Consider the following 23158-nt stretch of genomic DNA (forward strand, 5'->3'; position numbering starts at 1 on the left):
ACATTGCGCGGAAATCGGCGCAGGCGTGCGGGAGAATCGCGGAATGCGTATCCGAATCGTGGGGACACAGCTGCCGGGGTCGTCCTGTCGACCGCCCGGGGTCGAGACGGCGTACTCGAACATTCATGTCGGCGTGCAGCGCAGGAACCGGCCACAGGAGCTGCTCGACCTACAGCGTGGTGACTCGGAAACCGTCACGTGGACGGTCGAGTGCACCGTCCACGTGACCGACGTCCGAGGGCCCTATGTCCAGGGCCGACCGGGGGAGCGGTTCCTCTACCTCAGCTGGGTCAGCGACGATGACACCGCAACGCTCACGATGTTCCGGCGCGCCAAGCTGATGCTCGCCGACGTTCCCGCAGAGACGCTGGCGGCCGCGACCGAATCGGGCGTGCTCGAGGCTCGTCTCGGCCTCACGGACGCGACCGGAAACCCGTTGTGCGCGAGGGTGGAACCCGCGTCGATCCGCTGGGCTGCCGCGACCTGACCACAGCATCGACCCGCGGTGCTGACGTGCGTCACACTCTGTCGGACCGCGGTGGCAGGATGCGAAGGGTGGGTGACAACTTCGAACGGATCGTCGATCTCGATGTGGCCGCGGCGGATGCCGAGGCGTCGGCCGAGGCGACGATCGGCTGGATGGTGTCGCGGGGGTGGCTGCTGCGGGAGACCTCGGCGGACGCGATGTACAGCCTCCACGTCGACGAAGGGTATGTGGCAGGGCCCGCGTGGGCGGAGATCGCCGAGGATTGGGGCGCCGAGTGGATTCCCGCCCCGGTAGGGGTCATCGCCGGCCGCCACGCCCACTACGGCGGCCAGGGCGAGATCGCACCGGCCGGCGCGACGTGCCCGAGCTGCCGGGCAAGCACGGTGATCATCGACTACCCACAGGCCTGGGAACCTGATCCCGCAGTGTGGCAACCGTTTTCGGACGCGATCGAAGGGTGGGAGCAGACGGGCACCGGTGCGGTGGCATGCACCGCGTGCGGTACGGCCGGCGCGATCACCGACTGGCAATGGCCGTGGGGCTTCGCCCTCGGCGCCCTTGCCTTCGACTTCTGGGGCTGGCCACCGCTGACCGACGAATTCATCGCCGAGTTCACCGCCCGGCTCGGCCACCGCGTCGAGCACCACACCGGCAAGTTCTGAGCCGTGTTCGGTGCCGCGGGTCACAGTCGCCCGATCGCGGGCATTCCTCTCGGCACAGTGCGCACGATCTCACCGGTGGGGAGTGGCCCACGGTGAAAATTCGGCGCTCACTAGCATCGATGCAGCGGAAATATCGATGAACCCAGAGGACGTGTGTTGACTACCGAACAACTTGATCGCTGGAACGCTCAGGAAGCTGCGGCGGAGGCGATGATTCCCATCATCGGGACGTTGTACCGCAGCAAGGGTGTGACGATTCTGCTGCACAGCCGGTCGCTGGTGAACAAGTCGGTGATCAGCATCCTGCGGACGCATCGGTTCGCGCGCCAGATCGGCGGCGAAGAGCTGTCGGTGGACGAGACCCTGCCGTTCCTCGAGGTGATCAGCCGGCTGGATCTGGGGCCGTGCAAGATCGACCTGGGCCAGCTGGTGATGGCGTTTCACGCCGACGAGCGGGGCCTGTCGGTCGAGGAGTTCACCACCTCGGTGCTGGCCGAGGTGAGCGACGGCAACAAGGCCGTGTCGCAGGGACCGCGTGATGTGGTGCTCTACGGGTTCGGGCGGATCGGGCGGCTGGTCACCCGGCTGCTGATCGAGAAGGCCGGGTCGGGCAACGGGCTGAGCCTGCGCGCGGTGGTGGTGCGCAAGGGCGGCGACGACGACCTGGCCAAGCGGGCGTCGCTGCTGCGGCGCGACTCGGTGCACGGGCACTTCAACGGCACGATCAAGGTCGACACCGACAACGACACGATCACCGCGAACGGTAACGTCATCAAGTTCATCTACAGCGATGATCCGACGACGATCGACTACACCGCCTACGGCATCGACAACGCGATCCTGATCGACAACACCGGTCGCTGGCGTGACCGCGAAGGCCTGGAGCAGCACCTGCGTCCCGGCATCGCGAAGGTCGTGCTCACCGCGCCCGGCAAGGGCGACGTGCCCAACATCGTGCACGGCGTCAACCACCGCGACCTGGACCTGTCGCAGCAGATCTTCTCCTGCGCCTCCTGCACGACCAACGCGATCGTGCCGCCGCTCAAGGCCATGGACGACGAGTTCGGCATCGTGCGTGGACACGTGGAGACGGTGCACTCGTTCACCAACGACCAGAACCTGCTGGACAACTACCACAAGGCCGATCGTCGCGGTCGTTCCGCGCCGTTCAACCTGGTGCTCACCGAGACCGGCGCCGCCTCCGCGGTGGCCAAGGCGATGCCGGACTTCAAAGCCAAGATCACCGGCAACTCGATCCGCGTTCCCACCCCGGACGTCTCCGTCGCGATCCTGAACCTGCAGCTGAAGCAGGACACGACCAAGGAAGACGTGCTCGCGTACCTGCGTCAGGTATCCCTCGCGGGCCCGTTGAGCCGCAACCTCGACTACACCGCCGCCACCGACGCGGTCTCGAGCGACTTCATCGGCTCGCGGGCGGCCTCGATCATCGACGCCAACGCCACCATCGTCGAGGGCGACACCGCCATCCTCTACGTCTGGTACGACAACGAATTCGGCTACTCGTGCCAGGTGGTGCGGACCGTGCAGTACATCTCGGGCATCGAATACCCGACCTACCCGCAGCTGGGTGCGCAGTCCGACGTGCGTGAGCTCACCGACGCGCGATAGCGGCCCGCCGGCAAGGCGGGCATCTGGTCGGTGACCAGGGCCCGCCTGCCTCGTCGACTCGGTGGCAGACCGCGCGACCCGACCAGCACCGCTTGTCGGCTCGCGCGTTGTTGTGCATACTGGCGACATGACATCGAGTCGAAAGGGCGTTCTGCGCCCGGGCCGTTGAGCCCCACGCCGGTCATCGAACCGGCTTCTGCCCCGCGTGAACGCGGGGGATTCACCGAAAATCAGCAGTCTTCCCGTACGTCCTACGACGATGCGCGCCTCGACCTCTGGTTGCGTGTGCGCGAACTCGCTGTGCCGTCCGCCATGATCGAGGCCGCCACCGCACGGCGGCTCGTCGGTGACTGGTCGGGGGCCTGCGCCGCCGCGCACGTCGATCTCGATGTGGATCTGCGGACGTTGGCGCGGACCCACGGTCGAGGACTCGCCGCCCGGGTGCGGGCCGACCTGCGATATCTGGCGCCGGACCTGTTGCGCTGGCATCTACCCAGAATCGCGCCGGACGGTCTGTTGCGACCCGGGTTGACGATGGTGCTGGCTCGGTACGAATCCGGGAGCATCGCCGGCCTCGACAGCGCGGCCGGTGACGTAACGCAGTGTGACGGTGCGGATTCCGTGTATCTGGTGGTCCGTACGCCACCGGCCTGGGCGGCCGCCGGACAGTGGATCAGCCTCGCGCTGTGGGACACGGCGAGCGCCGCGACCAGCGCGCGCATGCACCCACACCCCCGACCCAGCAGTCGCTACCGGCTCGATCTGCACCGTCACCTGTGGGATTCGCGCAGGGTGGGGGAGTTGCGGACCCGTTCTGGTGCAGGGCAATTCGCTGCCCAAGGGTTTGCGGCAGGCGACGACCCCAGGGATTCTGTGTCCGCAACGGCGCCGCCGGGTTGCGCCGTCGACCGGTGGGCGGACGAAGCGGGGATTCTGCTGCGTGCCGAGGGGCGCCGGTCCGGGTTGGTATCGGTGCGGTGTGGTGCGCGCAAGCGGCTCGTGTTGGACGTGCGTGCGGAGGACCCACTCGCCGTGCGGATTTCGAGGGAACACCCGCGTGGCGGAATCTCCGCCCTCCCGGTCCTGCCCGACGCGGCGACCTGGGTGCTCCCCGACCTGGAATTGCTGCGCGCGGGCGTGATCGCCGCCGATCGACTGCATCCGCTGGTCGCCTCGGCGCTCGGCTGTGACGGCGCGCCGACCGAGACTTCCGGGACCACCGCCGCCGGTCATCGGATCGTGGAGTGCCGGGGCGAACGTCATCGGATCGGGTTGGTGAACGGGATGCTCGCCGCCCTGGATCACGACCCCACCGAGATCCGGCGTGAAGAACTCCTGGCGGCCCTGACCGGAACACCGATGCCCTGCCTCCAGGCCATCGACCGGTCACTGCGCCAACCGGATTGGCTCGTCGGTGTCTGCGACCGCCTGGACCACGGCGATATCGACGGCGCCCTCACCATCGTCGAAGCCCAGCTCGGCGCGGACGCGACGCTGCGCGACGGACCACTTCGCGACGCACTCGAAGCCGCTGTACGGCAACGGATTACCTATGGTCTGTTCCGGGCCGGTCTACCCGCACCCGGTCGCGGCCACGTTCTTCCCGACCGTTACGACCGCAAGGGTCGTCGCGCACGTCCGAAACGCCTGGCCTTGCGCTGAGTTGGCGTCCAGGCCATCAGGGCCACGCCTTGTCTCGCTGACAGGTGGGGTCGTGTGGGCCTGGTACGACCGGCTGATCCGCGGGTCGCCGGGACCTCGCCTCGACCGTGGATTCGTGCGGCCTTCGCGCCGCCGACCTCGTACTTCATCGACAGACCCCGAGGGCGGGCTCGCTCCGCCTGAGCTCGCCCATCGAATTCCTCCGAACCCAAAGGTGATGCACACATGACTGTTCATACCCTCTGCCCGCTTCCGATTCGCGCCACCGACTCCCAGCTCGACGTCGCGGGCGAACTCCTTGCCCTGCTGGGTGCGGTGAAGACGGAGCCGCGCACCAACACGCAACTGGAAGCGCTCACCTTGGCTGTGGCCGCCGACCTGCCGGTGCTGCTGTGGGGTGAGCCGGGCATCGGCAAGACCGCTGCCCTGACCCAGCTCGCGGAGTCTCTGGAACTGCCGCTGACCACGGTGATCGCGAGCGTGCACGAGCCGTCGGACTTCTCCGGCCTGCCGATCATCGGCGACGACCCCGCGACCCAGGGGGTGCCGATGGCGCCGCCGGACTGGGCGGTTCGACTCGTGCGGGCCGGGCGCGGCCTGCTGTTCCTCGACGAACTGTCCACCGCACCACCCGCCGTGCAGGCCGCGCTGCTGCGCGTCGTTCTCGAAAGGCGGGTCGGCGCACTGGAACTGCCGCCGGGTGTGCGCATCGTCGCGGCCGCCAACCCACGCTCGTCGGCCGCCGACGGCTGGGAGCTGAGCCCGCCGCTGGCGAACCGATTCGTGCACCTGCAGTGGACTCACGAGCACGACGTGGTCGTCCGCGGCCTCGGCGGAACCTGGCCACACGCGACCCTGCCTCGGCTCGCGGCCGAAAGCCTGCCGGAGGCGGTCGCATTCGCCCGTCGCGCGGTATGCACCTTGCTCGCGGCTCGGCCCAAGCTCGTGCACCAGATGCCCACCACCGAAACCCGGCGGGGCGGTGCCTGGGCGTCACCGCGGAGTTGGGAGATGACCGTGCGGCTGATCGCCTTCGCCACCGCGGCCGACGCGAGTCGTGATGTGCTGTCCCAGTTGATCCGCGGCACAGTCGGTGACGGGCCCGGTTTCGAACTGCTCACCAGCATCGATCGGATGGATCTGCCCGACCCGGAAGCACTGCTGGCCGATCCGGTCGCCGCTGAACTGCCGACCCGGGGCGACTTGCGCCAGGCCGTTCTCGACGGTGTGGTGGCCGCGGTTCGCAAACGACCGGAGCGGGCTCGGTGGGACGCGGCTTGGTCGCTGCTGGTGAAAGCCGTGGAAACCGGAGCACCCGACCTGGTGGTTGTTCCCGCGACAACGCTGGCCACGCTGCGTCGCGAGAACTGGGAGGTGCCCGCGGCGATCGAACAGCTGGCCGGGGTGGTGGCGGTGTCGCAGAGTGCCGATCGCGCCGCGGCCCGCGTTGCCGTGCAGGCGGGCCGATGACAGCGGACGCCACCGGACTGGATTTCGGCAAGCTGTATGCCGCACGGCTGCAGGCGGTTTCGGCCCGCCCTTATCTGGCGACCGCTCTGTACGCGCTGCACATCGTCGAGTCGCCGAGGTCACCGACGATGGGCGTGGACAAACACTGGCGGTGCTACGTCTCGCCACGATTCGTCGACTACACACCGGTGGAAGAACTGGCTTCGATCCTGGTGCACGAGGTGTCGCACCTGCTGCGAGACCATCACGCGCGCAGCGACCGCTACGCCCACGCCCACGACCTGACCGGTCCGGGGGAGCGGCTGCGCATGAACATCGCCGCGGACGCCGAGATCAACGACGACGCGTTCGGTGACGGGCTGGTCTGGCCCGAGGGCGCCGTGCTGCCCAGCACATTGGGGCTGGACCCGGGGCAACTCATGGAGGACTATCTGGGTCAGTTCCGCCTCGGGCGGCTGACCGAAGACATGGCGTGGCTCGACTGCGGCAGCGGCGCGGACGGATCGGACCGCGAATGGGAGCTGGGACCCGACGGCGCGGACGGTCTCAGCGAACAGCAGCGCGACGGCGTCCGATTCCTGGTGGCACAGGGCATCGTCGGGCGTCCGGGAGACGCGCCCCAAGGGTGGCGGCGCTGGGCGAAGGAGGCGTTGCATCCTTCCCAGCCGTGGCGGGACCTGCTCGGCGCGGCACTGCGCGCGGCCGCCTCGGCTCCCGGCGTCGGCGAGGACTACACCTACCGGCGCCCCGCCCGCCGCTCCACCGCACTCCCCGGCATCGTGTTGCCCAGCCTGCGTCGCACCCCACCCAAGGTCAGCGTGGTCATCGACACCTCGGGTTCGGTCAGCGACGACGAACTGGGCAGCGCCCTGCTCGAAGTCGCCGCCATCATCCGCGCCGTCGGCGGCCGCCGCGACCTGGTCACCGTGTTCTCCTGCGACGCGGCGGCCAGAATCGCCCACCCGCTGTGCCAGGCCGAGGGCATGACGCTGATCGGCGGTGGCGGCACCGACCTGCGCACCGGTTTCACCCAGGCCCTGCGCACCCGCCCGGACGTACTCGTCGCCCTGACCGACGGCCAAACCCCCTGGCCCTCCCACCAACCGGCCTGCCGAACCGTCGTCGGCCTCTTCCGCCGAGAACGCGCGTGGCGCCACGACGACCCGGACTATGTCCCGGACAGCCCACCCGCATGGGCGCGAGTGGTCGACATCGGCTGACGGGAGTCACCCAGCTAGTGGGCGCGCCGCGCCCGTGCCAGCGGCGACACGAACATGAACGAGCCGGACAGGAAGAGCCCGGCGAGTGGGATCAGCGGGAGGTAGGAGATCCACACGATCGGCTCCGGTTGTGCCAGCGCGATCACCGTGGCGACAACGGTGACGACGAATACCGCCGCGGACCAGCGATGCACCTGACGGACGCGACCGGCACTGTCGCCGAACGCCGACAGCGGGTGCGGGCCGCGCAAGAGCCATACGAACATCGACGCACCGGACAGGAAGAGCCCGGCGAGCGGAACGAGCGGCAGGTAGACCACCCATTCGGGCCCGCTGAGCGACAATCCGAGCACCGTGATGAGCACGGCCGCGAGGAAGGCGACGGCGAGCACGCGATGAGTTCGCCGAACCCAGGTGATGTTCATCGCAAAACCCTTTCGTCGATCCATGGAAAACAATGCTGACACGGCGCCGACCTGGAAACTTCTCGATTCCTGATCGTTTCTCCCGCTGACCGCCGATAGCCGATCGACCCCATTTCAATCCGGCAATTCGTTGAAAGTATCAATCGCCGCGGGCCGCCGAACCCCTGCGAGACTCGTCGTGTGATCAGCGCGATTGTGCGAATTCGGTCCATCACCTACGAATCAGAGGGCGTGCTGTCCTTTGTGCTCACCGACCCCGGCGGCGCGCCACTGCCGCCGTGGGCACCGGGTGCGCACGTGGACGTCGTCCTGCCCGACGGCGTCGTTCGCCAGTACTCGCTGTGTGGCGATCCCGCGAATCGGGACAGTTATCGCATCGCGGTGCTGCTCGAGGAGCAGGGCCGCGGCGGGTCGGCGTGGATGCACGAGAACGTGCGGCCGGGCACGCTGCTGGAGATCCGGGAGCCACGCAACAATTTCCCGCTCACGCAGGCGGCGAGCTACCTCCTGATCGCCGGCGGTATCGGGATCACCCCGCTGTTGCCGATGATCCGCGAACTGCAGCAGCGCGGCGCCGACTGGCAACTGCACTACGGCGGCCGCACCGGCGCGCGGATGGCGTTCGCCGGCGAGCTGTCCGCCTATGGTGCGCGGGTTCGTCGCTACGCGCAGGACGACGTCGGGCTGATGCCACTGGCCGAGATTCTCGAGCCGGTGACCTCGGGCACGCTCGTGTACTGCTGTGGCCCCGAGCCGCTGCTGGCCGCGGTCGAGCAGCACTGTGTCGCGGATGCCCTGCGGGTCGAGCGTTTTCATCCGAAGGAGATCGCGGCAACCGGACCCGAGCGGACGAGCACCGTCGTGCTCAACCGTTCCGGCCGGACCATCGAGGTGCCGGCCGGGTCGTCGGTCCTGGACGCACTCGAACGGGCGGGCGCCGACGTGCTGTGGTCGTGCCGTGAGGGAACGTGCGCGACCTGCGAGACCACCGTGCTCGAAGGCGAAGTCGAGCACCGCGATTCGGTGCTCACCCCGGCTGAACAAGAGTCGGGCAAAACCATGATGATCTGCGTTTCCCGAGCGCGCACGGACCGTCTCGTGCTCGATGCCTGAAAGGTCGAAAACTGTGCACGATGTCATTGTTGTCGGCGCGCGCTGCGCCGGCGCCACAGTCGCGATGCTGCTCGCGCGGCGTGGCTACCGAGTGCTCTGCGTCGACCAGGCGCTGTTTCCCAAAGACGCTGTGTCGACCCACATGCTGCGGCAGAGTGGTCTGGCGCGGCTGCGGGACTGGGGCCTGCTCGATCGGCTGAAAGCCACCGGCTGCACGCCCATCCACTCGATCACCATGTCCTACGCCGACGCCCACTTCTCCGGCTTCTCCGACCCGATCGACGGTATCGCCGAGACCTACGCGCCGCGGCGCATCGTGCTCGACAAGCTGTTGCAGGATGCCGCCCGCGAGGCCGGGGTCGATCTGCGCGAAGGCGTCACCGTGACAGATCTGGTGCGCGACGGTGAGTTCGTCACCGGCATCGTCGGCCGCGACCGCGACGGCGAACCGGTGACCGAACACGCTCGCCTCGTCATCGGCGCCGACGGATACGCGTCCACCGTCGCCCAGCTCACCGGGGCCCAGAAATACGACGTGATCCCGGGGGAGACCTTCACCGCCTACTCGTACTGGTCCGGCCTGACCATGCAGAGCCAGTTGCGGATCGGCGACAAGCAGGCGGTCGGTGGCTGGCCGACCCACGACGGCAAGACGCTGATCTGGTGTGTGCAATACGTCGACCGGTTCGCGCCGTTCCGCGCCGATGTCGAGCGCAACTTCTCGTTGGCGTTCAAGGAAACCGCGCCCGACCTCGCCGAACTGCTCGACACCGGCGAACGCGACGAACGGTTCTACATCGCCCGCTATCCGGAGAACTTCTACCGCGAATCGCACGGCCCCGGCTGGGCGCTGGTCGGCGACGCCGGATATCACAAGGACCCGTTCACCGGCCTCGGGATCAGCGACGCGTTCACCTACGCCGACCTGCTCGCCGAGCGGGCGCACGAGGGGCTGTCGGCGGCGCGGCCACTCGACGAAGCGCTCGCCGACTATCAGGCGCAGCGGGATCGGTCGAGCAAGCCGATGTACCGGTTCACCTGTGAGTCCTCGCGACTGGTACTGCCGGACAAGCACGTCGAGGTGATGCGCGCGTTGCCGAGCAGCGCGAAGCACACGCAGCAGTGGTTCCGGATGATGGCGGGCGGGCTCAGCGGCCGGGACTTCTTCGCCGAGGACAACCTCGCCGCGCTGCTGAACCCGCAGGGTGCGCGATGACCGTGCAACCGTTCGGCACCGCCGGGATCTTTCGCGACGAGTACGGTATCGCGCACTACGCCGACCTGCCCGATTCCCTGGTGGACATGCTGCGCCACACCGTGCAGACGTGGCCCGAGCAGGAAGCCGTCGTCGAGATCGGTGGCGAGCGACTTTCGTACCGGCAACTGTGGGACCGGGCCGCCGCGGTCTCGGGTGGGTTGCAGGACAAGGGAATTCAACCGGGCGACCGTGTTGCCATCCTGTTGAACGCCGGAACGGAGTGGGTGGTCGGCTTTCTCGGAATCGTGCTCGCGGGTGCGGTTGCCGTGCCGGTCAACACCCGGTTCGCCGACCCCGAAATCGACTATGTCCTCACCGATTCCGACGCCGCGTTCAGCCTGCGGCCGAATGAGGCACTGCCCCAGGGCGATCCCTACGTCCACGAGGGTGCGGGTCCCATGGATCTGGCCGCGATCTTCTACACCAGTGGGACGACCGGACGACCCAAGGGAGCGATGACCACGCATCGCAACCTGCTGTCCACCGTGGAGAACGTGCGCCGGCTCGCCCACATCGCCGCCGACGAAGGCCCGACTCTGCGCAACCTGGTCTCGGTGCCGCTGTTCCACGTCACCGCCTGCAACAGTCAGCTGATTCCTCAGCTGGCCATCGGCGGCAGCACGATCATTCTGCCGCAGTTCAAGATTCAGGATTTCCTCCGCGCGATTGTCGATGAGCGGGTCACCTCGCTCACCAACACTCCCGCCATCTACTACCTTGCGTTTCGGCAGCCGAACTTCGCCGACTTCGATCTGAGCGCGGTGAACCGGGTCGCCTACGGCGGCGCGCCGGTCGCGCCCGCGCTGGTCGCCGAGATCGCCCGGCACTTCCCGAACGCGCGGCTGGCCAACGGGTTCGGTCTGACCGAGACCTCGTCCATCGCGACCTACCTGCCCCACGAGTGGGCCACCGAACACGCGGAATCGGTGGGGTTCGCCGCGCCGATCATCGACCTGGCCATCGAAACGCCCGATCCGGTCAGCGGAGTCGGCGAACTGCTCATCCGCGGCGCCACTGTCGTCGCCGGATACTGGAACAACCCCGCCGCGACCGCCGCGACCTTCGTCGACGGCTGGCTGCGCACCGGTGACCTCGCCCGCATCGACGAGCAAGGGCTGGTGTCGATCGCCGATCGGGCCAAGGACATGATCAACCGCGGCGGCGAGAACGTGTACTGCGTCGAGGTGGAGAACGCCCTCGCCGGCGCCCCGGGCATCGGCGAATCCGCGGTGGTCGGGGTGCCCGACGACATGATGGGCGAGAAGGTCGGCGCGGTGGTGGTGCCGGTCGAGGGCGTCGAGTTCGACGAAGCCGCCGTGCTCGACCACCTGCGCGAGCGGCTCGCCGATTTCAAAGTGCCCCAGTACTTCTCGGTGCGCGCGGCGCCGTTGCCGCGCAACCCCGGCGGGAAGGTCGTCAAGACCGCGTTGCGGTCCGAACCGTTCAAGCCCGCCGGACGAGGGTGATGCTGGTCCGCCGCTGCTCGGCGAAGGCGTGGATGTCGTCGTCGGGCGCCAGATCCTCGGCGCGGTAACCGATCGTGCTGAGGATGGCGCCCTGTGCGATGTCGAAGACATCGGTGTAATACAGCGCGCGGCTGACCGTGGTGTAGGCCGGATCCGCGCCCCGGTCGGTGCCGGACAGGTTGACGTTCGCGGTGAACCAGCCCGCCCGCGCTGTGAGCAGCGTGGTGAGTACCCCGGCGGTCGCCTCGGGGACCCAGCTCCAATCCCAATCGTGCGGTGCGTTCCACGGACCACCGAACTCGCGCGAGAGCGCGATGCCGGGCACACCGCGCGCTCCCGCCTCCTGGACGGCACCGTAGGTGCCGCTGACATTGAGTGTGGCGCCGATGTTCTCGCCCGCGTTCACACCGCTCAGGCACAGATCCACCGGCGCTAAAACCCCGGAGGTCAGCGCGAACACCACGCAGGCCGCCGGGGTCGACCCCACCTGAATCGTGGGAATTCCGGCGGTCGGCGCGGCCCACTCCCACTCCACCGCGACGCCACTGCGCCGGGACTGGCTCGCGCCCGACATCGGACCGCTCGGTGCTACCACCGTCGCGTCGATGCCGAGCGCCCGCACGGCTTCCGCTAACGCCAGGAGCCCCGGCGCGCGGTATCCGTCATCGTTGGTGATCAGCAGGTGCATCGAAAGCCGTTACCCGGGAGCCGGTGTCGGGGTCGAACAGGTGCAGCCGGTGCGCCGGGACGAACACCTGGATCCGCGCGCCGACGGCCGGAGCCGGATCGTTGGCGGGCAGCGTCACGGCCCAGCGACCCGATTCGCCGGTGCACTGCGCGATCTTGGAGTCGCCGGTGAACTCGACCAGCTCCACCACACCGTGCACGAGCAAGCCCGGGCCGTCGTGGTCACGGAGCGTGCCGTCACCGGGCCGCCAGCCCAGTGTCAGTTCGGCGGGAACACCAGGGACAGCCTGGGGGAGCAGTACTTCCAGCCCGCGCCCGGTCATCTCGTCCCCGGCGTCGTTCATCGTCACCGTCGCCAGGTTCATCGGCGGGCTACCCAGGAACGTCGCGACGAACAGATCGACCGGTCGCCGGTACACCTGCGCCGGACTACCGACCTGCAACACCCGCGAGTTGTTCATCACCACCAGGTGGGTGGCCATCGACAAGGCCTCGAGCTGGTCATGGGTGACGAGCACGACGGTATTGCCGAGCTCGCGATGCAGTCGTACCAGCTCGACCCGGGCCTGCTGGCGCAGCTGCGCGTCGAGTGCGGACAGCGGCTCGTCGAGCAGCAGCACCTTCGGCTGCCGAACGATCGCCCTGGCCAGCCCGACGCGCTGACGCTGACCGCCCGAGAGCTGAGCGGGCTTGCGGTGGCGCAGTTCGCTCAGGCCGAGGCTGTCGCACGCGCCGGCCACCCGTCGTTCGATCTCGGTGCGGTCCAGCCCGGACTTGCGGTTGTGCTTGCCCTCGAGTCGCAGGCCGAAGGAGATATTGCGCTCGACGGTCATGTGCGGATACAGCGCGAAATCCTGGAACACCATCGAGACTCCGCGTCGTCCCGGCGCCACCTCGGTGACGTCGGCGCCGTCGATGAGCACCCGTCCCGCGGTGGGGGTGATCAGGCCGGACACCACGCCGAGCGCGGTCGATTTGCCGCAGCCGGACGGGCCGACCAGCACCGTCAGCGATTGTCCGGGCACATGCAGCAGGTCGACGTCGAGAGCCGGGCGGTCCTCGTCGTATTGCTTGGTGATGCCGTCGAGCACCACGCCGGCCGAGAGATCGAGCTCGGTGGTCAGCACCGGGGGCTCGCTCACACTGAGACTGGTCATGTCGATTACCGAACCCCTGAATGAAGGAAGGCGTCCGCGATCCGTCGCGACGCCAGGACATAGATCACGACGACCGGCAGCGAGGCCAGCATCGCCGCGGCGAGCATCGGTCCGTAGTCCGCGCTCTCCGGGCCGAGGAACAGCGCCAGACCCGGCTGGATGGTGGTGTCCTCGGGATCGGGCATCACCAGCAGCGGCCACAGGAACTCGTTCCACGTACTGATGAACAGCAGGATCGCCACCGCGCCCAGTGCCGGGCGCATCACGCCGAGGACCACGTGCCGCAGGACCTCCCACGACGTAGCGCCCTCGAGCACGGCGGCGCCGATCAGTGATTGCGGCACCGACCGGATGTGGTCGCGCAGCAACAGCACCGCGAGCGCGCTGACGCCGAGCTGCGGGACGATCACCCCGATCGTGTGCCCCTGCCAGCCCAGTTTCGCGGTCATCAGGAACTGCGGGATGATCAGCGCCTGCGGCGGGATCAGCAGCGAAATGCCCACGGCCGCGAGGACGAAACCACGGCCGCGTGCCTTGTCGAAGCGCACCAGCGCGTAGGCGGCGGGCAGGGCGACGAGCATGGTCGCGATGGTGACGCCCGCGGCCATCACGAAGGTGTTCCACAGCAGCCTGCCGATCGGGAACTTGCCCACTGCCATTTCGTAGTTCTCCAAGCTCGCCGGAAGCGGGATCGGATTCAGATCGAAGATGGTCGACACCGGTTTGAACGAGGTGGCCAAGGCCATCACCACCGGGAACAGCATCAGCACAATGGCTGTGATCAGTAGCAGGTGTCTGCCGATCGCGTCACCGCGTCGCACGGAATCTCCTCGAGAGCAGGGTGTGAACGGTCAGCAGCAGCCCGAACGCGAGCGCGATGACGATGGCCGCCGCCGATGCGGTGCCCGCGTCGAAAAAGGTGAAACCGTAGGTGTAGAGCCGGTAGTAGACGTTGTCGGTGGCATTGCTCGGTCCACCTCGGGTGAGCACCCCGATATTGGTGAACAGCCACGGCCACACCACCACCATCGACAGCAGTCCGAGCAGAATGATCGGGCGTCGCAGCTGGGGCAGGATGATCGAGCGGGTGATCTCGCCCTCGGTGGCGTCGTCGAGGCGCGCCGCGTCGATGGTGCGGCGGTCCAGGTTCGCCAGCGCCGCACCGAAGAGCAAGGTGTTGAGCGCCACCACCTTCGGGGCGGTCACCACCACGACGGTCGGCAGTGCGGTAGCCGGGTCACCGAGCCAGTTGACCGGTTCCACTCCGGCGAAGCCGAGTACCTGATTGAGGCTGCCGTACAGCGGATCCAGGATGAACTGCCACGACAGCGCATTGGCCACCGGCGCGAGCACGACCGGCATGAACAGCAGCATCCGGTAGAACTCGCTCATCCGGCCAGGGCGCTTCCACAGCGCGATGGCCAGCGCGCACGGCACCACCGTCGCGAACGGCAGCACGAACAGCGCGTACTCGAGCGTGTTCCAGGCCGCGTTGCCGAATTCCGGCTCGGTGAGCAGGGTTTCGTAGTTCTTCAGGCCGTTGAACGCGATGTCGGGCGAGACCAGGTTCCAGTCGAGGAAGCTGAGTACCGCGGTGAACAGCAGCGGCCCGTAGACCCACACGGTGATCGAGAGCATGGTCGGCGAGAAGTACAGCCAGGCGAGCCCGGTCGCGGCGGGGCGCTCGACCACGCGCGCCTTCGGCGTCACCTCGGGGGTCTTGGTGAGCGTCATGACCGGGCTCGCGCATCGAGCAGCCGCCGGGTGGTGTGCAGGGCTTCCGCGTGGTGGCGGGCGTGGCGCATCTCGATGATGATCGCCGGGTCATGCGGGAAGGGCGTCGCCAGCACCTCGTCCAGCGGGATCGTGCCCCAGCCGGGCGGCAGGTGCAGATCGCCCTCACCGAGGAGTTCGAGTTCGTACGGGTTCGCGTCGGGCTGGCGCGGCATCCGGCCGAAATTGTCGTGCAGGTGAATGTGGCCGACAACCGGGGCGACTTCGCGGATCGCGGCCAGGTAGTCGTAGTTCAGGTAGCCGGCCGACAGGTACGCGTGGCCGACATCGAGGCACATCGTCACCGCGGGGTGATCGATCTGGCGCACCTGCTCGGCGACCAGATCCAGCCGCATCCCGTAGGAACGGCGGGTGAGTACCGCGGGACCGGGCGCCCGGTTCTCGATCGCGATCGTGACCCCGCGCGCGCCGGATTCGTCGGCGAGCTCACGCAACATCGTGCGCTCGGTCGCCATGCCCTCGGTCAGTGCCGCACCGTCGCTGTAGAGGCTCGGCAGCACTCCGGCGTGGTAGACCAGCACCTCGGCGCCGATCGCGGCGGCGATCTCCAGATCCGCCAGCAGACCGAGTTGCTGCGAGGACGCGGACCCGGTGTCGAGCAGATTGCCGGTGCGTCCGGAGGAATGCCACGAACTGTGCAGGGTGAGCCGGACTCGGCAATCGGCCAGCGCGTCGCGTAGCGCCGCCAGCCGGGAGCGCTGCACCTGTCCGCCGATCACCACCCCGAGGCCGCAGCCGCCGAGTTCGGCATAGCCGAACCCGGCGGTCGCGGCCTCATCGAGGAATTCGCGCATCTCCTCGAAATCGGAGCGTAGGAGCTGCTTTCCCGACCATGGATTGACCGTCAGGCCGATCTTGTTCGGGATCGCGCCACCGTCGGTCGAACCGTTCGGTGGCGTGTGTGCGAATACCTGGTGTGACAACGGTGTCTCTCTTCGAGGGGGTGGTGGTCAGCGGAGGGTGCGCGAACTCAGTTGAGTCCGCGGATCTTCGCGGCGGCGGCGCGCAGGGTCGCCGCCGGGTCGGCGCCGCGAAGGACGATCGGTTCGACGGCCTCGTCCTGGAGGATGACGACGCCCTGGTTGGACTGCTTGCCCGGGAAGGCGGTGTAGGGAGCCAGATCGGCCATCTGCTTGACAGCCGAGCCGAGCCGCGGATCGGCCGAGGACTCCGCCGCGGTCCGCAGCGGCAGGTAGCCCATCTGCGAGGCGATGAGCTTGAAGCTCTCGTCGTTGGTCATGAACTGCACGAACTTCCACGCTGCCTTCGCCTTGGCGGCGTCCTTGGCCACGACCGTCAGGCCGGAGCCGGAGAAGGTGGGGCGGGCAGGCAGGTTGTCGAAGGCGGGCAGCGGCGCCACCTGCAGGGCGAACTTGCCCTTGGCCGCCGCGTCGAGGGTCAGCAGACCGCCACCGGTGGTGACCAGCATGCCGAGCTTGCCCGAGTTGAAAGCGCTTTGCGCGGAAGCGAAGTCGACCGCGGGCTGCACACCGGACTTGGTCAGATCCTGGATCGTCGACAGCGCGGTGATCACCGGGGCCGAGTCGACGGTGACTTCACCGCTGCTCGACACCAGCGCGCCACCGGCACTGTTGACCAGGGACTGGGTCAGGTAGTCGGACTTGCCCGGGTCGGCCGCCGAGACGTACACGCCCTGCGCCTCGGTCTTGTCCTTGATCGCCTGCGCGGCCTGCTTGAGCTGGGCCATCGTCTTGGGCGGCTGGGCGGGATCGAGCCCGGCCGCGGTGAACAGGTCGGCGTTGTAGAAGACCACCGGGGTGGCCATCATGAACGGCATCGCGACCGGCTTCTTGGCGCCGGCCACCGGGGTCGCCTTCAGTACCGACGGGACGAAGCCCGCCATGTGCTTGTTCCACTCGTCGGTGCCGGCGACCTCTTCGAGCGAGCGCAGCGGCAAGGTCTGCGAGGCCTGCGCGACCTTGCTCCAGCCGATCTGCGCGACATCGGGCGGGTTGCCCGCCACCACTTCGCTCTGGAGCTTGGTGAGCGCGTCGGCCGTCGGGACCGACTGCGGCTTGACCGTGATCTTCGGGTTGGCGGTCTGGAAGTCGTTGATCAACTTCTCGATGCCCTTGCCTAGCGGGTTGGTCTGTCCGTAGGTGTAGGACAGGAAGGTGATGGTCACCGGGTCGTCGGCCGCGACCGGGGCCGAGCTGTTCTGGCCGCAGGCCGCGAGCAGCGTGGTGACCGCGACGAGCACGATCCCCCATCCGGCCTTACGGCCGTGGTGGTGCGAGTTCATAACAGGCTTTCTGTGGAGGGGGTGGTCGAATCGGAGATCAACGGAGACGAACTCCGCCGTGCGTGACGGTCAAAGCGTCGATGCCACGCAGGTTCACATTGGGCCGGTAGCGCAGCGAGCCCGGGACGAGCACCGGGTCGATCACCCGCCCGGCGAAGGCGGACAGCGCCGCGGCGCCCTCGGCCCGGCCCAGCGCCGCGGCGAGGCAGAAGTGCGCCCCGGCCGAGAAGGCGAGGTGGTCGGCCGCGCCGCGGGCGACCAGGAAGCGGTCGGCGTCGGGGTAGTGCTCGGGATCACGGTTGGCCGAGGCGAGCAGCACCAGCATCGCGGTGCCGGGGCTGATCGCGGTGCCGCTCACCTCCATGTCACGGGTGGCGATGCGCATCACGAACTGGATCGGCGCGTCGTAGCGCAACGCCTCGTCGGCGGCGCTGATCCCCAATTCGGGGTCGGCGGCGAGGATCTCGCGCTGGTCCGGATTCTGGAGCAGGGCGAGTACGCCGTTGGCGATGAGGTTGGCGGTGGTCTCGTGGCCGGCGACCATCAGCAGCACACAGGTGGCGAGCAGTTCGCCCTCGCTGAGCACCTCGCCTTCCTCCTCGACCTCGATGAGCCGCGAGAGCAGGTCGTCGCCGAGGTTGCCGCGCCTGCGGGAGATCAGGTTGACCAGGTAGTTCATCAGCTCGTTGCGCGCGCCCTCGGCGTCGTCGAGATCGTCGTTGTGGACGACGAGGTTGAAGTCGAGGACGCGGCCCAGCCTGCGGGCGGCGGGTTCGAAGTCGCCGAACTCCTCGACGGGGATGCCGAGCAGAGCGCACATGATCCGCACCGGCAGGGGCAGCGCGAATTCGGAGATCACGTCGAATTCGCTCTTGCTCGCGATATTTTCGATGAGTTCGTCCACGATCGAGTGGATCTGCGGCTGCGAGGCCCGAATAACCCTGGGTGTGAAGGCCTTCGACACGAGCCGGCGAATGCGGGTGTGCGCGGGCGGATCGAGGAACAGCAGGGACTCCGAGCGCTCCGGGTGATCCTTGCCGAGCCGGGAAAGCTTGGGGTCGTTGCGCACCGACGGGTCGCGCAGCACCTGCTGGCAATCGGCGTAGTTGGCGATGATCACGAGGTCGCCGCCTTTGGTGACCAACGGGGACTTCGTGCGCAGTGCGCGGTGGACGGGATACGGATCGGGTCGGGTATCGGGAGCGAACAGTTCGGCCAGTGTCGACTCGGCGTCGTGCTGGCTGGCAACCGTGGTCGTCATATTCTGGGCTCCTTCGAAAATCGGCGTCGAAATTACTTCGCCTGCACCGGATAAAAGTCTTCCACTCCGGTGTCGCGGGCGACAACGCGGAACGCATTATTGATCAATTGCGGTACGAAATGGATCGCCCTGTCAAGACGGGGATCATCGGGTTTTTCCGAGCCAGCGATTCGAGTGCCGAATCGACCGTGTTCACGGTGCCGCTCGCGGCACCGGTCACCGCGAGGCGGGGTGGACACGCCGCAGGGTTGGCAGGAATTCGGTCGCTGCTCATCTGGGCTTCACGGGCCCGTTCCCCGATGACGTGCGGTGCCGCTATACAAGGTGCATATCTCGGACGAGTCACGTACCTGATCACGCGAGGCGCGCACTATGGAGACACGGCATATCGAGGCATTTCTTGCCATCGCTGACGAACTGCACTTCGGAAGGGCGGCCGCCAGGCTCCATCTCACGCAACCGTCACTCAGCCAGCAACTCAAGCGCCTGGAACGCCATCTCGGCGTCGAACTGGTGTCGCGGACGTCGCGGGTGGTGCAGCTGACCCCCGCGGGTGAGGCGTTCCGCGCCGACGCGCGACGGATTCTCGGGGAGGTGCACTCGGCGACCAACACTGTCCGCGACATCGCGGCCGGGCGGATGGGCAAGATCAACATCGGGTTCAACGGGCGGGCCGGGCAGCTCATCATGCCCAGGTCACTGGCCCAATTGCACGCGCACTATCCCAACATCACCACCAAACTCAGCTCGGGTCGCTCCGGGCCGCAGCTCACCGCTCTCACGCGCGGGGAGCTCGATGTCGGGCTGCTCTACGGCGGTGCGTCCAACGGCGGGTCGGTGCTGTCGCGGTGTCTGCTGCAGATGCGCATCGGCGCGCTGGTGGGGCAGGGGCACCGGTGGGCCGACCGGTCCTCGATCTCGATCCGCGAACTGGCCGAAACGCCGTGCGTGCTGTTCAACCGCGAGGTGAGCCCGGCGATGTACGACGCCATCATGACCGCGGGCGAGCGGGCGGGCGCGTTCCCGAAGGTCGCCGAGTACATGAACGACTCGGTGGCCACCGAGATCACCGTGGCCGCCCGCCGGTATGTGGGGTTCGCGTCGTTCATCAGCATGGACGAGCCGCGGCCGATGGGTTTGAAGGTGGTTCCCCTCGTCGATCCGGAACCGGTGGTGGAATTACAGGTCGCCTGGCGCGTCGACAGTCCCAACGAAGTGGTGCAGGTATTCCTGGACAGCCTCGATTCGACGAAGAATTTCCTTCAATCCACTATCCGCGGCAAGGTCTACGGAGAACCGCTGGCGAGTTGATTACCATTCGGTCGATTGAGATCGGCAATGGAAATCCGAATCGGCGGGTGCGGATGGTGCAATTATTTCATGGCACCTGAACTGAAAACCTCAGCCACCCTCGGTTCGGTATTCGAGGCGATCGATCCGGATAACCCCGACTTCTTGCATCTGCAGCGAATTGTGAGCAAGTTGGTCCCCTTCGGTACCCACGCGGGGACCGAGATCACCGAAATCGGTCCGCACCGCGCGATCGTGGAAATTCCCGACGAGCCCTACGTCCTGAACCATCTGCGTACCGTGCACGCCGGTGCGCAATTCCTGGCCGCCGATATCGCCGGCGCGTGCGCCTTCGTGGGCGCACTGGCGTCGCGGTTGTCGGCCATCGACACCCTGGTGCTGCGCGACGCGCGGCTGTCGTTCCGCAAGCCCGCCCTCGGCCGGATCCGGGCGATCGGGGTCATCGACCCGAGCGACGTCGCGACGGTACTGGCGGCCAAGGGCGGCCAGCGGCTGGATGTGGACGCGCGGGCGCTGATGTACGACACCGCGGGTGTGCTGGTCGGCAAGGTGGCGCTCGACTACGTCTGCACGCTGGCCGCGGAGGCGTGATGAGCGAGCAACGCGCCCAGATCGTCGGGCTGGAATCGACCACCGTCGCCACCCCCGACGGCGCCACCCTGGCGGTACGCCTGCTGCCGCAGGCGGATCCGGCCGCACCGGTGGTGCTGATCCTGCCCGCCATGGCCATCAAGGCCAAGTACTACCTGCCGCTGGTCACGGCCTTGCACGCGGCCGGACTGACGGCCGCTGTCCTCGATCTGCGCGCGCAGGGCGACAGCCTGCCCGCACTGGGGGAAGGTCCCGGGTTCGGCTATCGCGAGCTGATCGAGGTCGACCTGCCCGCCGTGGCGGACGCGCTGCGCGAGCGGTTCCCCGAGGCGCCGCTGCACCTGTTCGGGCACAGCCTGGGCGGACAGCTCGCGTTGCTGTTCGCTGCGGCCGAACCGGATCGGGTCGCGAGCATCACGACGATCGGTACCGGCTCGGTGTACTGGTGGTCGTTCGAACTGCGCAGGCGCCTCGAGGTGCTGGCGCGCGGCTGGTCGGTCGGTGCGGTCACCCGGCTGCGCGGCCGGTGGACCGGCGGTGGCGGCATCGGGCCGATGACCGCGGGCGTGATGATCGACTGGGCCCGGCACCTGCGAACCGGCAACTACCGGCCCAGCGGCAGTGCCCGCGACTACGACCGGTTGCTGCGCGAATTCACGCTGCCGGTGCTGCTCATCTCGCTCGACGGCGACCCGCTGGGCCCCGAGTCCACGGTGCGATTCCTGAGCAAGCGGATGGGCGCGGCGGATCAGCATCGCTGGCACATCGACCGGGCCTCGGGCTTCACCCACATCGGCCATGCGTCGTGGGTGAAGGACAGCGAACTGGTCGCGCCCGCGGTCGCGGCTTGGGTTGCCGAAGGCCGACCGCCCCAGTAGCGATGGCCGATCCACTCGGCATCGAAGACCGATCTCGGTCGGTAGCGCAGGCCGATCGCTCAGCGATGGTCGGCCGACTCGGTAGCGATGGCTGCCCGCCTCGCCGCAGGACGGCCGACCACCCCGGGCGCCGACGTGCGTCGTTCGCGGCGCCGACCGTTCGTGGCATTTCTCGATAGCGACCTCTGCCCTCGGGCTCTCAGAAGGATTGGCACAGTGACGACTTCCCTTGCACCCTCGGCGCTCGCCAGGGACGACAACTCCATCTACCGTGCGCTGTCGGAATTGGACAAGCCGGTGTTCGTGGTCCGTGACGAACGCGGTGTCGCGGTGACCACCGACGCCGGCACCGCGCGCGGCGCGCAAGTGCTGGCAGCGGCTCCGGCGCTGCGGCCGGAAACGCTGGGCAACAACGAGTTCCGGCAGACCCACGGCGTGAACTTCGCCTACCACGCCGGTGCGATGGCCAACGGGATCGCCTCGGCGCCGATGGTGGTCGCGATGGCGCGCGCCGGCTTGCTCGCCTCGTTCGGCGCCGCCGGTGTGCTGCCCGCCCGGATCGACGAGGCCCTGGCCACGATCGGGCGTGAGGCGCCGGGAAAACCCTTCGCCTGCAACCTGATCCACAGTCCCAGCGAGAACGCGCTGGAGCGGGCGATCGTCGACGCGTGCCTGCGCCACGAGGTGCGCTGCGTGGAGGCGTCGGCCTTCCTCGACCTGACCCCGCAGGTGGTGCGTTACCGGCTGGCCGGCCTGCACCGTGACCCGAACGGCCAGGTGATCGCCCGGAACCGGGTGATCGCCAAGGTGTCTCGCGCCGAGGTGGCCGAACTGTTCCTGCGCCCGGCGCCGGAGCACCTGGTGCGCGGATTGCTGGACGCGGGGGAGATCACCGCCGAGCAGGCGCAGCTGGCGGCATCGGTTCCGATGGCCGACGACATCACCGGCGAGGCGGACTCCGGTGGCCACACCGACCGCCGTCCGCTGGTGGTGCTGCTGCCGTCGCTGCTGGCGGTGCGCGAACGGATCCAGCGTGAATACGGTTTCGCCCAGCGGGTCCGGGTCGGCGCGGCCGGTGGCATCGGCACTCCGGCGGCCGCCGCGGCGGCCTTCGCGATGGGTGCCTCCTACGTGGTCACGGGGTCGGTCAATCAGGCCACTGTCGAAGCGGCGCAGTCGGAGACGGCGAAGCGGCTGCTGGCCGCCGCGGGCGTCGCCGACACCACGATGGCGCCCTCGTCGGACATGTTCGAACTCGGCGTCGACGTGCAGGTGCTGCAACGCGGCACGATGTTCGCGAGCCGCGCACGGCGGTTGTACGACACCTATCGGCGCTACGACGGCATCGAGGCGATCCCCGCCGCCGAACGCGCCGAAATCGAGCAGCGGATCCTGGCTCGCTCCTTCGACGAGGTGTGGAACGACTGCCTCGGCTACTTCCGTGAGCGCGACCCCGAGCAGATCGCGCGCGCCGAGGGGAACCCGAAACGCCGGATGGCACTGATCTTCCGGTGGTATCTGGGCCGGTCGTCGGGCTGGAGCACGGCCGCGACGCCCGAGCGCACCCTCGACTATCAGATCTGGTGCGGGCCCGCGATGGGCGCGTTCAACGACTGGGTCGCCGGCACCTACCTGGCCGCACCGGCGCACCGCCATGTCGCCGAGGTCGGGTTGCAGATCATGCACGGTGCGGCGTTCGCCACCCGCGTGAGTCAGTTGCGCGCGGCGGGCGTGCGACTCCCGGGCCGCTGCTCGACCTACGTTCCGGCCCCGCTGACCAGCATCGAGTCACGATGAGTAGCGCCGTGCAGGGAGATAGCGCCG

General features: G+C 68.2%; 21 protein-coding genes. 13 read left to right on the forward strand and 8 right to left on the reverse strand.

Annotated elements, in window-relative coordinates; translation table 11 throughout:
- Positions 1-43: 43 nt before the first annotated feature.
- The 6 genes from ACWFRF_RS06985 (at position 44) to ACWFRF_RS07010 (ending at position 7130) form a co-directional block, all read left to right on the forward strand.
- Entirely contained in the window at positions 44-487 is a 444-nt protein-coding gene (locus ACWFRF_RS06985; protein ID WP_452449175.1) for a DUF5990 family protein, read from the forward strand.
- A 59-nt stretch (positions 488-546) separates the two neighbouring features.
- Positions 547-1149: a hypothetical protein gene (locus ACWFRF_RS06990; RefSeq protein WP_452449176.1), complete on the forward strand. Its 603-nt coding sequence runs from the start codon at positions 547-549 to the stop codon at positions 1147-1149.
- 210 nt (positions 1150-1359) lie between these two features.
- Positions 1360-2778: a glyceraldehyde-3-phosphate dehydrogenase gene (locus tag ACWFRF_RS06995; protein WP_378989131.1), complete on the forward strand. Its 1419-nt coding sequence runs from the start codon at positions 1360-1362 to the stop codon at positions 2776-2778.
- 165 nt (positions 2779-2943) lie between these two features.
- A complete protein-coding gene (locus ACWFRF_RS07000; protein ID WP_379313960.1) occupies positions 2944-4440 on the forward strand; it encodes a hypothetical protein in 1497 nt (498 codons plus the stop codon).
- Positions 4441-4665: 225 nt separating this feature from the next.
- Complete coding sequence (locus ACWFRF_RS07005; RefSeq protein ID WP_452449177.1) at positions 4666-5910, forward strand: AAA family ATPase; 1245 nt, start codon at positions 4666-4668, stop codon at positions 5908-5910.
- Entirely contained in the window at positions 5907-7130 is a 1224-nt protein-coding gene (locus ACWFRF_RS07010; protein ID WP_452449178.1) for a vWA domain-containing protein, read from the forward strand. Before ACWFRF_RS07005 ends, ACWFRF_RS07010 begins: the two co-directional genes overlap by 4 nt.
- A gap of 14 nt (positions 7131-7144) precedes the next feature.
- Here ACWFRF_RS07010 and ACWFRF_RS07015 read toward each other — a convergent pair whose 3' ends face one another.
- Entirely contained in the window at positions 7145-7555 is a 411-nt protein-coding gene (locus ACWFRF_RS07015) for a hypothetical protein (protein WP_452449179.1), read from the reverse strand.
- Positions 7556-7735: 180 nt separating this feature from the next.
- Here ACWFRF_RS07015 and ACWFRF_RS07020 point away from each other — a divergent pair, with 180 nt between their 5' ends.
- The 3 genes from ACWFRF_RS07020 to ACWFRF_RS07030 are packed head-to-tail and all read left to right on the forward strand — an operon-like array spanning position 7736 to position 11392.
- Positions 7736-8668 (forward strand): PDR/VanB family oxidoreductase, encoded by a 933-nt coding sequence (locus ACWFRF_RS07020; protein ID WP_379314080.1) that lies wholly within the window; start codon positions 7736-7738, stop codon positions 8666-8668.
- 13 nt (positions 8669-8681) lie between these two features.
- Positions 8682-9884: an FAD-dependent oxidoreductase gene (locus ACWFRF_RS07025; RefSeq protein WP_378988871.1), complete on the forward strand. Its 1203-nt coding sequence runs from the start codon at positions 8682-8684 to the stop codon at positions 9882-9884.
- Positions 9881-11392 carry a class I adenylate-forming enzyme family protein gene (locus ACWFRF_RS07030; protein WP_452449180.1) on the forward strand — a complete coding sequence of 504 codons (1512 nt, stop codon included), beginning with the start codon at positions 9881-9883 and terminating at the stop codon, positions 11390-11392. Before ACWFRF_RS07025 ends, ACWFRF_RS07030 begins: the two co-directional genes overlap by 4 nt.
- On the opposite strand, the gene ACWFRF_RS07035 is transcribed toward ACWFRF_RS07030, so the two are convergent.
- Genes ACWFRF_RS07035 through ACWFRF_RS07065 form a run of 7 tightly spaced genes read right to left on the reverse strand, consistent with a single transcriptional unit; the run spans position 11370 to position 18554 of the window.
- The gene (locus tag ACWFRF_RS07035; protein ID WP_378988875.1) at positions 11370-12080 is read right to left on the reverse strand and encodes a 5'/3'-nucleotidase SurE; all 711 of its coding nucleotides are present in this window, start codon (positions 12078-12080) and stop codon (positions 11370-11372) included. The genes ACWFRF_RS07030 and ACWFRF_RS07035 overlap by 23 nt on opposite strands.
- Complete coding sequence (locus ACWFRF_RS07040) at positions 12055-13236, reverse strand: ABC transporter ATP-binding protein (protein ID WP_378988877.1); 1182 nt, start codon at positions 13234-13236, stop codon at positions 12055-12057. Before ACWFRF_RS07040 ends, ACWFRF_RS07035 begins: the two co-directional genes overlap by 26 nt.
- Before the next feature lie 5 nt (positions 13237-13241).
- Positions 13242-14057: a carbohydrate ABC transporter permease gene (locus ACWFRF_RS07045; RefSeq protein WP_452449181.1), complete on the reverse strand. Its 816-nt coding sequence runs from the start codon at positions 14055-14057 to the stop codon at positions 13242-13244.
- Positions 14044-14970 (reverse strand): carbohydrate ABC transporter permease, encoded by a 927-nt coding sequence (locus ACWFRF_RS07050; protein WP_452449182.1) that lies wholly within the window; start codon positions 14968-14970, stop codon positions 14044-14046. Before ACWFRF_RS07050 ends, ACWFRF_RS07045 begins: the two co-directional genes overlap by 14 nt.
- Entirely contained in the window at positions 14967-15953 is a 987-nt protein-coding gene (locus tag ACWFRF_RS07055) for a sugar phosphate isomerase/epimerase family protein (protein WP_379313456.1), read from the reverse strand. Before ACWFRF_RS07055 ends, ACWFRF_RS07050 begins: the two co-directional genes overlap by 4 nt.
- A 47-nt stretch (positions 15954-16000) precedes the next feature.
- Positions 16001-17293, reverse strand: coding sequence for an extracellular solute-binding protein (locus ACWFRF_RS07060; RefSeq protein WP_378988885.1), 1293 nt, complete (start codon positions 17291-17293; stop codon positions 16001-16003).
- Positions 17294-17330: 37 nt separating this feature from the next.
- Positions 17331-18554: a cytochrome P450 gene (locus tag ACWFRF_RS07065; RefSeq protein ID WP_387442697.1), complete on the reverse strand. Its 1224-nt coding sequence runs from the start codon at positions 18552-18554 to the stop codon at positions 17331-17333.
- 372 nt (positions 18555-18926) lie between these two features.
- Here ACWFRF_RS07065 and ACWFRF_RS07070 point away from each other — a divergent pair, with 372 nt between their 5' ends.
- From ACWFRF_RS07070 to ACWFRF_RS07085, 4 genes are all read left to right on the forward strand, one after another.
- A complete protein-coding gene (locus tag ACWFRF_RS07070; protein ID WP_378626831.1) occupies positions 18927-19865 on the forward strand; it encodes a LysR family transcriptional regulator in 939 nt (312 codons plus the stop codon).
- Positions 19866-19934: 69 nt separating this feature from the next.
- The gene (locus ACWFRF_RS07075; protein ID WP_378626832.1) at positions 19935-20456 is read left to right on the forward strand and encodes a DUF4442 domain-containing protein; all 522 of its coding nucleotides are present in this window, start codon (positions 19935-19937) and stop codon (positions 20454-20456) included.
- Positions 20456-21334, forward strand: a complete 879-nt coding sequence (locus tag ACWFRF_RS07080) for an alpha/beta hydrolase family protein (protein WP_378988889.1) — start codon at positions 20456-20458, stop codon at positions 21332-21334. The genes ACWFRF_RS07075 and ACWFRF_RS07080 overlap by 1 nt, the downstream gene beginning before the upstream one ends.
- Before the next feature lie 216 nt (positions 21335-21550).
- Positions 21551-23131: a PfaD family polyunsaturated fatty acid/polyketide biosynthesis protein gene (locus ACWFRF_RS07085; RefSeq protein WP_452449183.1), complete on the forward strand. Its 1581-nt coding sequence runs from the start codon at positions 21551-21553 to the stop codon at positions 23129-23131.
- Positions 23132-23158 lie beyond the last annotated feature (27 nt).

The organism is Nocardia sp. NPDC055165 (genome assembly GCF_053606985.1).

Bases quoted from the DNA above. Each gene is read 5' to 3' on its own strand.
- ACWFRF_RS06985 (WP_452449175.1), top strand. From the start codon at position 44: ATGCGTATCCGAATCGTGGGGACACAGCTGCCGGGGTCGTCCTGTCGA.
- ACWFRF_RS06990 (WP_452449176.1), top strand. From the start codon at position 547: ATGCGAAGGGTGGGTGACAACTTCGAACGGATCGTCGATCTCGATGTG.
- ACWFRF_RS06995 (WP_378989131.1), top strand. From the start codon at position 1,360: ATGATTCCCATCATCGGGACGTTGTACCGCAGCAAGGGTGTGACGATT.
- ACWFRF_RS07005 (WP_452449177.1), top strand. From the start codon at position 4,666: ATGACTGTTCATACCCTCTGCCCGCTTCCGATTCGCGCCACCGACTCC.
- ACWFRF_RS07010 (WP_452449178.1), top strand. From the start codon at position 5,907: ATGACAGCGGACGCCACCGGACTGGATTTCGGCAAGCTGTATGCCGCA.
- ACWFRF_RS07015 (WP_452449179.1), bottom strand. From the start codon at position 7,555: ATGAACATCACCTGGGTTCGGCGAACTCATCGCGTGCTCGCCGTCGCC.
- ACWFRF_RS07030 (WP_452449180.1), top strand. From the start codon at position 9,881: ATGACCGTGCAACCGTTCGGCACCGCCGGGATCTTTCGCGACGAGTAC.
- ACWFRF_RS07035 (WP_378988875.1), bottom strand. From the start codon at position 12,080: ATGCACCTGCTGATCACCAACGATGACGGATACCGCGCGCCGGGGCTC.
- ACWFRF_RS07040 (WP_378988877.1), bottom strand. From the start codon at position 13,236: ATGACCAGTCTCAGTGTGAGCGAGCCCCCGGTGCTGACCACCGAGCTC.
- ACWFRF_RS07050 (WP_452449182.1), bottom strand. From the start codon at position 14,970: ATGACGCTCACCAAGACCCCCGAGGTGACGCCGAAGGCGCGCGTGGTC.
- ACWFRF_RS07060 (WP_378988885.1), bottom strand. From the start codon at position 17,293: ATGAACTCGCACCACCACGGCCGTAAGGCCGGATGGGGGATCGTGCTC.
- ACWFRF_RS07065 (WP_387442697.1), bottom strand. From the start codon at position 18,554: ATGACGACCACGGTTGCCAGCCAGCACGACGCCGAGTCGACACTGGCC.
- ACWFRF_RS07070 (WP_378626831.1), top strand. From the start codon at position 18,927: ATGGAGACACGGCATATCGAGGCATTTCTTGCCATCGCTGACGAACTG.
- ACWFRF_RS07075 (WP_378626832.1), top strand. From the start codon at position 19,935: ATGGCACCTGAACTGAAAACCTCAGCCACCCTCGGTTCGGTATTCGAG.
- ACWFRF_RS07080 (WP_378988889.1), top strand. From the start codon at position 20,456: ATGAGCGAGCAACGCGCCCAGATCGTCGGGCTGGAATCGACCACCGTC.